This is a genomic window from Sphingobacterium sp. T2, assembly GCF_000814685.1.
GTDB lineage: Bacteria > Bacteroidota > Bacteroidia > Sphingobacteriales > Sphingobacteriaceae > Sphingobacterium > Sphingobacterium thermophilum.
Window position 1 is genome coordinate 1 of sequence record NZ_JXAC01000108.1, and the last position, 5,920, is coordinate 5,920.

Consider the following 5,920-nt stretch of genomic DNA (forward strand, 5'->3'; position numbering starts at 1 on the left):
AGTTCAGAAGAAAAAAACAAGAAGAAGAACAGAAGAAGCAAGCCGAGTTAGACAGTATAGCATTGATTTACGATCCTGCTCAGGCAGATAAACGCATTGACGAGTTTATGCAGCGCCTGCATAAGAGATCGGGCTTCAATGGTAATGTGTTGATTGCCAAAAAAGGAAAAATCATCTATCAGAATTCCTTTGGTTGGGCTGACTATCTGCATAAAGATAGTCTTCATATAGATTCCAAGTTTGAGCTGGCATCGGTATCCAAACCTATGACGGCCTTGGCGATCTTGCAGCTTATCGACAAGGGCAAAATTCAGATTGATCAGAAGGTTTCGGACTTTTTCCCGGGCTTTCCGTATGAGGGGGTTACGGTACGTCAGCTGCTAACTCACCGGTCAGGATTGCCTAATTACGTGTATTTTGTAGATAAAATATGGCCGGATAGACGTAAGGGAATGTCTAATATGGATGCGATCAAGCTGATGATAGAGCATAAGCCGGCGCCTGATGGTCGCCCGAACGGAAGATTCCATTATAATAACTCTAACTATATGCTGTTGGGCGCCATAATAGAAAAGGTTTCGGGACAAGATTTTGACAGCTACATGCAGGCAAATGTGTTCAAACCTGCAGGCATGAAGAATACGGCTGCACTTTCCACGGTTAAGTACGACAAAATACCTACCGATGTGGTGGGGCATGACCGTGTGTGGCGCAGATCGGTGGTACAGGACTATCTTGATGGTCCCTTGGGAGACAAGGGCATATACAGTACGGTGAGAGACCTGTATCTTTTAGATATAGCTTTGAAAGAAGGACGCCTTTTGCGCAAGGAGCTGCTGGATTCTGCTACGTACCTCGTTCGGATGCTCGTAGGGGCGTGTTCAGCTATGGTTATGGATGGAGAATGTTTACCACGGACAAACATAAAATAGTCTATCATACTGGTTGGTGGCATGGTTTTAAAAATCTGTATATCAGAGATCTGACAAACGATATTACGATAGTATTGTTATCTAATATGGTCAACGGTAGTTTAAATCAGCTTGACGACTTGTATAAAATCTTAGAAATGCCTATATTAAGGCAAAACGCCTATGATTCTAAAGGTGGTTTTATAGATAACTAAAACAGCATTATTATGAAAAAGACATTGATATTAGGAGCCAGCACCAACACTGCTCGATATTCGTATTTAGTAGCCAACAAATTAGTAAGAAAAGGGTATCCAATAGTCAATGTCGGGCGTAAGGAAGGGGAGGTGGCCGGTGTGCCCATCGAGCCGGCGGTGAATATTCACGATGATATAGACACCATTACGGTGTATGTCAATCCACAGCATCAAGTTCATTATTACGACTATATTTTAAATACCAAGCCAAAGCGGGTTATTTTCAATCCCGGAGCCGAAAATCCAGAGTTGAAAAATAAACTCAGGGAGGCAGGTATTGAAACTGTAGAGGCTTGTACCCTTGTCATGCTGAATACAGGACAGTATTAACTTTACATCATGAGATATTTGAGAGGCAAGGCGTATTGAGATTTTTCGATACGCCTTGATATTTTATCGGAAGGTTCCAATGCCGTCCTTGCTTTAATGGATTAGAGCATAAATTCTGTCTTTATCTGAAAGAAATTACTATTCCTATTTCCTGAATAGTGAAGAGTATAACCGTATTTTGAAGAGGTATCAATAAAAGGTTCTAAGATTTGAAGTAAAGAATTTCAGAATAAAACAAAAAATAATTTGTTAATTATTTGATAGTTATAAAAAACTTTGTAACTTTTGCAGTCCCTTATTGGGAAAAGTATGTCTTGAGCGAAGCCCTACTGCTTCGATGGACTTTAATTAATTAATTTATAACATGTCAGGAATTATTGGTAAAAAAGTAGGAATGACCAGCCTGTACGATGCAGAGGGTAGAAACATCCCTTGTACAGTGATTGAGGCTGGGCCGTGCGTGGTAACGCAGATACGTACGGTAGAAAAGGACGGTTATTCAGCAGTTCAACTAGGTTTTGATGATGCTAAAGAGAAAAATGTTACCGCTCCTTTAAAAGGACACTTCGCAAAAGCGGGCGTGACTCCTAAGCGTAAATTAGTTGAGTTCAAATCTTTCGAAGAGGAGAAGCAACTAGGTGACATCGTGGATGTGACTTTATTCAAAGAAGGCGAGTACGTAGATGTAGTTGGTACTTCAAAAGGTAAAGGATTCCAAGGTGTTATGAAGCGTCACGGATTTGGTGGTGTAGGTGGTGCTACTCACGGTCAGCACAACAGGCTACGTGCTCCAGGTTCATTAGGTGCTTCTTCATGGCCTTCACGCGTATTCAAAGGTATGCGCATGGCGGGTCGTACAGGTGGTGAAAGAGTGAAAGTTCAAAACTTGCAAGTATTGAAAGTTTACCCTGAGCAAAACCTGATCGTTGTTAGTGGCTCTGTACCAGGAGCTAAAGGTTCATATGTAATCATAGACAAATAGTAGAGATGGAAGTTAATGTATTAAATTTATCAGGTAAGGAAACAGGTGCCAAGGTGCAGCTACCTGAGTCAGTATTCGGAGTACAACCTAACGACCATGCTATCTATTTGGACGTGAAACAATACTTAGCGAACCAACGCCAAGGTACTCACAAGTCTAAACAACGTAACGAAATTGCGGGTTCAACTCGTAAATTACATAAACAAAAAGGTACTGGTGGTGCTCGTGCAGGTTCTATTAAGTCTCCATTGTTTAACGGTGGTGGTCGTATTTTCGGTCCTCAACCTCGTGACTATAGCTTTAAATTAAACAAAAAATTAAAGCAATTAGCACGTAAATCAGCGTTGACATACAAAGCGCAAGAAAACAATATTTTGGTTTTGGATGAAGTGAACTTCGATTCTATCAAGACTAAAAACTACGTAGCTTTAATCAACGCATTAAATGTTGCTGACGAGAAAACTTTATTGGTTTTACCAGCATACAATAACAATGTTTATTTATCAAGCAGAAATCTGAAGAAAACAAAAGTTGTGGTAGCTTCTGAATTGAATACTTATGATGTATTGAATGCTACTAAATTGTTGTTGACTACAGAATCTGTTAAAACTTTGGAGGAAGCATTAGCTAAGTAATATGGAGATCATTAAAAAACCTATCTTAACTGAGAAAGCTTCGTTATTAACGGAGAAATTGAACCGTTATGCTTTCAAAGTAGATCACAGAGCAAACAAGATTCAGATTAAAGCTGCTGTAGAAGAGATGTTTGGTGTAACTGTTGTTGCCGTAAACACTTCTGTTGTAGCTGGTAAAGCAAAAAACCGTTACACAAAAGCAGGTTTCGTTTCTGGAAGAGCTCCTAAGTATAAAAAGGCCATCGTAACGATTAAAGATGGTGAAACTATTGACTTTTACAGTGTTATATAAATAAAAAATGGCAGTTAAAAGATTCAAACCGGTAACCCCTGGTACTCGTTTCAGAGTAGGTGCTGATTATTCAGACGTTACAACAAACGTTCCTGAGAAATCATTAGTAGTTAGCATCAAGAAGTCAGGTGGTCGTAACAACACCGGTAAAATGACTATGCGTTACATCGGTGGAGGGCACAAGAAAGCATACCGATTAATTGATTTCAAACGCGATAAAAAAGATATCCCTGCAAAAGTAGCTACTATTGAGTACGATCCAAACCGTACAGCACGTATTGCTTTATTGCACTACGCGGATGGTGAAAAACGTTACATCATTGCTCCAGCTGGTTTACAAGTTGGTCAGACTGTAATCGCAGGTGATCATGTTGCCCCAGAAGTTGGTAATACTTTACCATTAGCAAACATTCCTTTGGGTTCTATCATCCACAACATCGAGTTGAACCCAGGTCAAGGTGGTGCGATCGCACGTTCTGCAGGAACGTACGCACAGTTGTCTGCACGTGATGGTAAGTATGCTATTATCAAATTGCCATCAGGAGAGACTCGTATGATCTTAGCAACATGTGTTGCGACAATCGGTTCGGTATCTAATGCTGAGAAATCAAACCAAGTGTTAGGTAAAGCAGGTCGCAAACGTTGGTTAGGTCGTCGTCCTCGCGTACGTGGTGTTGCTATGAACCCAGTAGATCACCCAATGGGTGGTGGTGAAGGTCGTGCATCAGGAGGTCACCCTCGTTCACGCAAAGGCCTATTAGCGAAAGGTTTCAAAACACGCAGTAAAAAGAAAACATCGAATCGTTACATCATTGAAAGAAGGAAAAAATAATGGCTCGTTCAATTAAAAAAGGTCCTTATATCGATCACAACTTAGAAAGAAAAGTTCTTTCTATGAATGAAACTAACAAAAAGTCAGTAATCAAAACTTGGTCTCGTAGATCGATGATTTCACCTGATTTTGTAGGCCATACCTTCGCAGTGCACAACGGGAATAAATTCATTCCGGTTTATGTAACAGAAAATATGGTTGGTCACAAGCTTGGTGAATTTGCGCCTACGCGTACATTCAAAGGCCACGCAGAAAAGAAAAAATAATAGGTAATGGAAGCAAACAAAAAAAACTTAAGAAGTCTGTATTGATCAGACAACGCAAAGAGCAGGCAAAAGCTCAAAAAGGAGGAGCTTCTACTGCCAAATTATTGAATTGCCCTACTTCACCACGTAAAATGCGTTTAGTAGTGGATCTTATCCGTGGCGAAAAAGTAGAAAACGCTCTATATATTCTTAAACATTCGGGCAAAGAAGCAGCAGCTCGCGTTGAAAAATTGTTATTGTCAGCAATTAAAAACTGGGAATCGCAAAACGAAGGAGCTTCAGTAGCTGATAGCGCATTGTATGTGAAAGAAGTTCAAGTAGGCTGTGGCCGTCAGTTAAAAAGATTACGTCCAGCTCCTCAAGGCCGTGGATACAGAATACGTAAACGCTCGAACCACGTGACTTTGGTAGTAGATAGTTTAAATAACGTTAACAACTAATTTATTATAGAATGGGACAAAAAGCAAATCCAATAGGTAACAGATTAGGAATCATCAGAGGATGGGACTCTAACTGGTTCGGCGGTAAGAACTATTCCGATAAATTAGTTGAGGACGAAAAAATCAGAAAATATCTTTCTGTACGTATCGCAAAAGGTGGTGTAGCTAAAGTTGTTATTGAAAGAACTTTAAAACGTATCACTGTAACAATCCATACGGCTCGTCCAGGAATCGTTATCGGTAAAGGTGGACAAGAAGTAGATAAGATCAAAGAAGAGTTGAAAAAATTGACGAAGAAAGACGTTCAAATCAACATCTTCGAGATCAAACGTCCAGAGTTAGATGCCAAACTAGTAGCAGAAGGTATCGCTAAGCAATTAGAAGCACGTATTTCATTCCGTCGTGCAATGAAAACAGCAATCGCTTCTACAATGCGTATGGGCGCAGAAGGTATCAAAGTAATGTGTTCAGGTCGTCTTGGTGGTGCTGAGATGGCTCGTACTGAGCAATACAAAGAAGGTAGAATACCTCTACATACTTTGCGTGCGGATATCGACTACGCTTTAGCTGAAGCTTTAACTACTTACGGTAAAATCGGTGTTAAAGTTTGGATCTGTAAAGGTGAAGTTTACGGCAAACGTGATCTTTCTCCAAACATTGGTCAAACTTCTAACACGAGATCTCGTGGTGGTAACGATGGCGAACGTCGTGACAACCGTGGCCGTGGCCGTGGTGGACGCCGTGGTGGAAATCGTGGTGCTAAAAAGGATTAATTAACAACAAGAAGTAAAATATCTGCCTTAACGGTAGGTTAAAAATAATACGAACATGTTACAGCCAAAAAGAACGAAGTTCAGAAAGATGCAGAAAGGCCGCATGAAAGGTAATGCTACTCGCGGAGCAGAATTAGCTTTCGGTTCTTTCGGTATCAAATCAATGGAGCCAGCATGCCGGAAAGCAAAACCGGAAAAATCA

At 40.5% G+C, this 5,920-nt stretch carries 10 protein-coding genes; all 10 read left to right on the forward strand.

Annotation, left to right across the window (positions count from 1 at the left end; all coding sequences use genetic code 11):
- Window positions 1-932, forward strand: a 932-nt coding sequence (locus SD31_RS08000; RefSeq protein ID WP_052258796.1) for a serine hydrolase domain-containing protein, incomplete at its 5' end; no start/stop codon positions are given.
- 206 nt (window positions 933-1,138) lie between these two features.
- Window positions 1,139-1,498: a CoA-binding protein gene (locus SD31_RS08005; protein WP_039053746.1), complete on the forward strand. Its 360-nt coding sequence runs from the start codon at window positions 1,139-1,141 to the stop codon at window positions 1,496-1,498.
- 364 nt (window positions 1,499-1,862) lie between these two features.
- Window positions 1,863-2,480 carry a 50S ribosomal protein L3 gene (rplC, locus tag SD31_RS08010; RefSeq protein WP_039053747.1) on the forward strand — a complete coding sequence of 206 codons (618 nt, stop codon included), beginning with the start codon at window positions 1,863-1,865 and terminating at the stop codon, window positions 2,478-2,480.
- A gap of 5 nt (window positions 2,481-2,485) precedes the next feature.
- Window positions 2,486-3,115, forward strand: coding sequence for a 50S ribosomal protein L4 (gene rplD, locus SD31_RS08015; RefSeq protein WP_039053748.1), 630 nt, complete (start codon window positions 2,486-2,488; stop codon window positions 3,113-3,115).
- Between the two features lies 1 nt (window position 3,116).
- The gene (gene rplW / locus SD31_RS08020) at window positions 3,117-3,407 is read left to right on the forward strand and encodes a 50S ribosomal protein L23 (RefSeq protein WP_039053749.1); all 291 of its coding nucleotides are present in this window, start codon (window positions 3,117-3,119) and stop codon (window positions 3,405-3,407) included.
- 7 nt (window positions 3,408-3,414) lie between these two features.
- Window positions 3,415-4,239 (forward strand): 50S ribosomal protein L2, encoded by an 825-nt coding sequence (gene rplB, locus SD31_RS08025; RefSeq protein ID WP_039053750.1) that lies wholly within the window; start codon window positions 3,415-3,417, stop codon window positions 4,237-4,239.
- On the forward strand, window positions 4,239-4,505 hold the full coding sequence (gene rpsS / locus SD31_RS08030) for a 30S ribosomal protein S19 (protein ID WP_037498931.1): 267 nt from the start codon (window positions 4,239-4,241) through the stop codon (window positions 4,503-4,505). Before rplB ends, rpsS begins: the two co-directional genes overlap by 1 nt.
- A gap of 41 nt (window positions 4,506-4,546) precedes the next feature.
- Complete coding sequence (rplV, locus tag SD31_RS08035; protein WP_039053751.1) at window positions 4,547-4,945, forward strand: 50S ribosomal protein L22; 399 nt, start codon at window positions 4,547-4,549, stop codon at window positions 4,943-4,945.
- Window positions 4,946-4,956: 11 nt separating this feature from the next.
- A complete protein-coding gene (rpsC, locus tag SD31_RS08040) occupies window positions 4,957-5,718 on the forward strand; it encodes a 30S ribosomal protein S3 (protein WP_039053752.1) in 762 nt (253 codons plus the stop codon).
- A 55-nt stretch (window positions 5,719-5,773) separates the two neighbouring features.
- The coding region (locus SD31_RS16045) for a ribosomal protein L16 (protein ID WP_197053613.1) at window positions 5,774-5,920 on the forward strand (147 nt) is incomplete at its 3' end.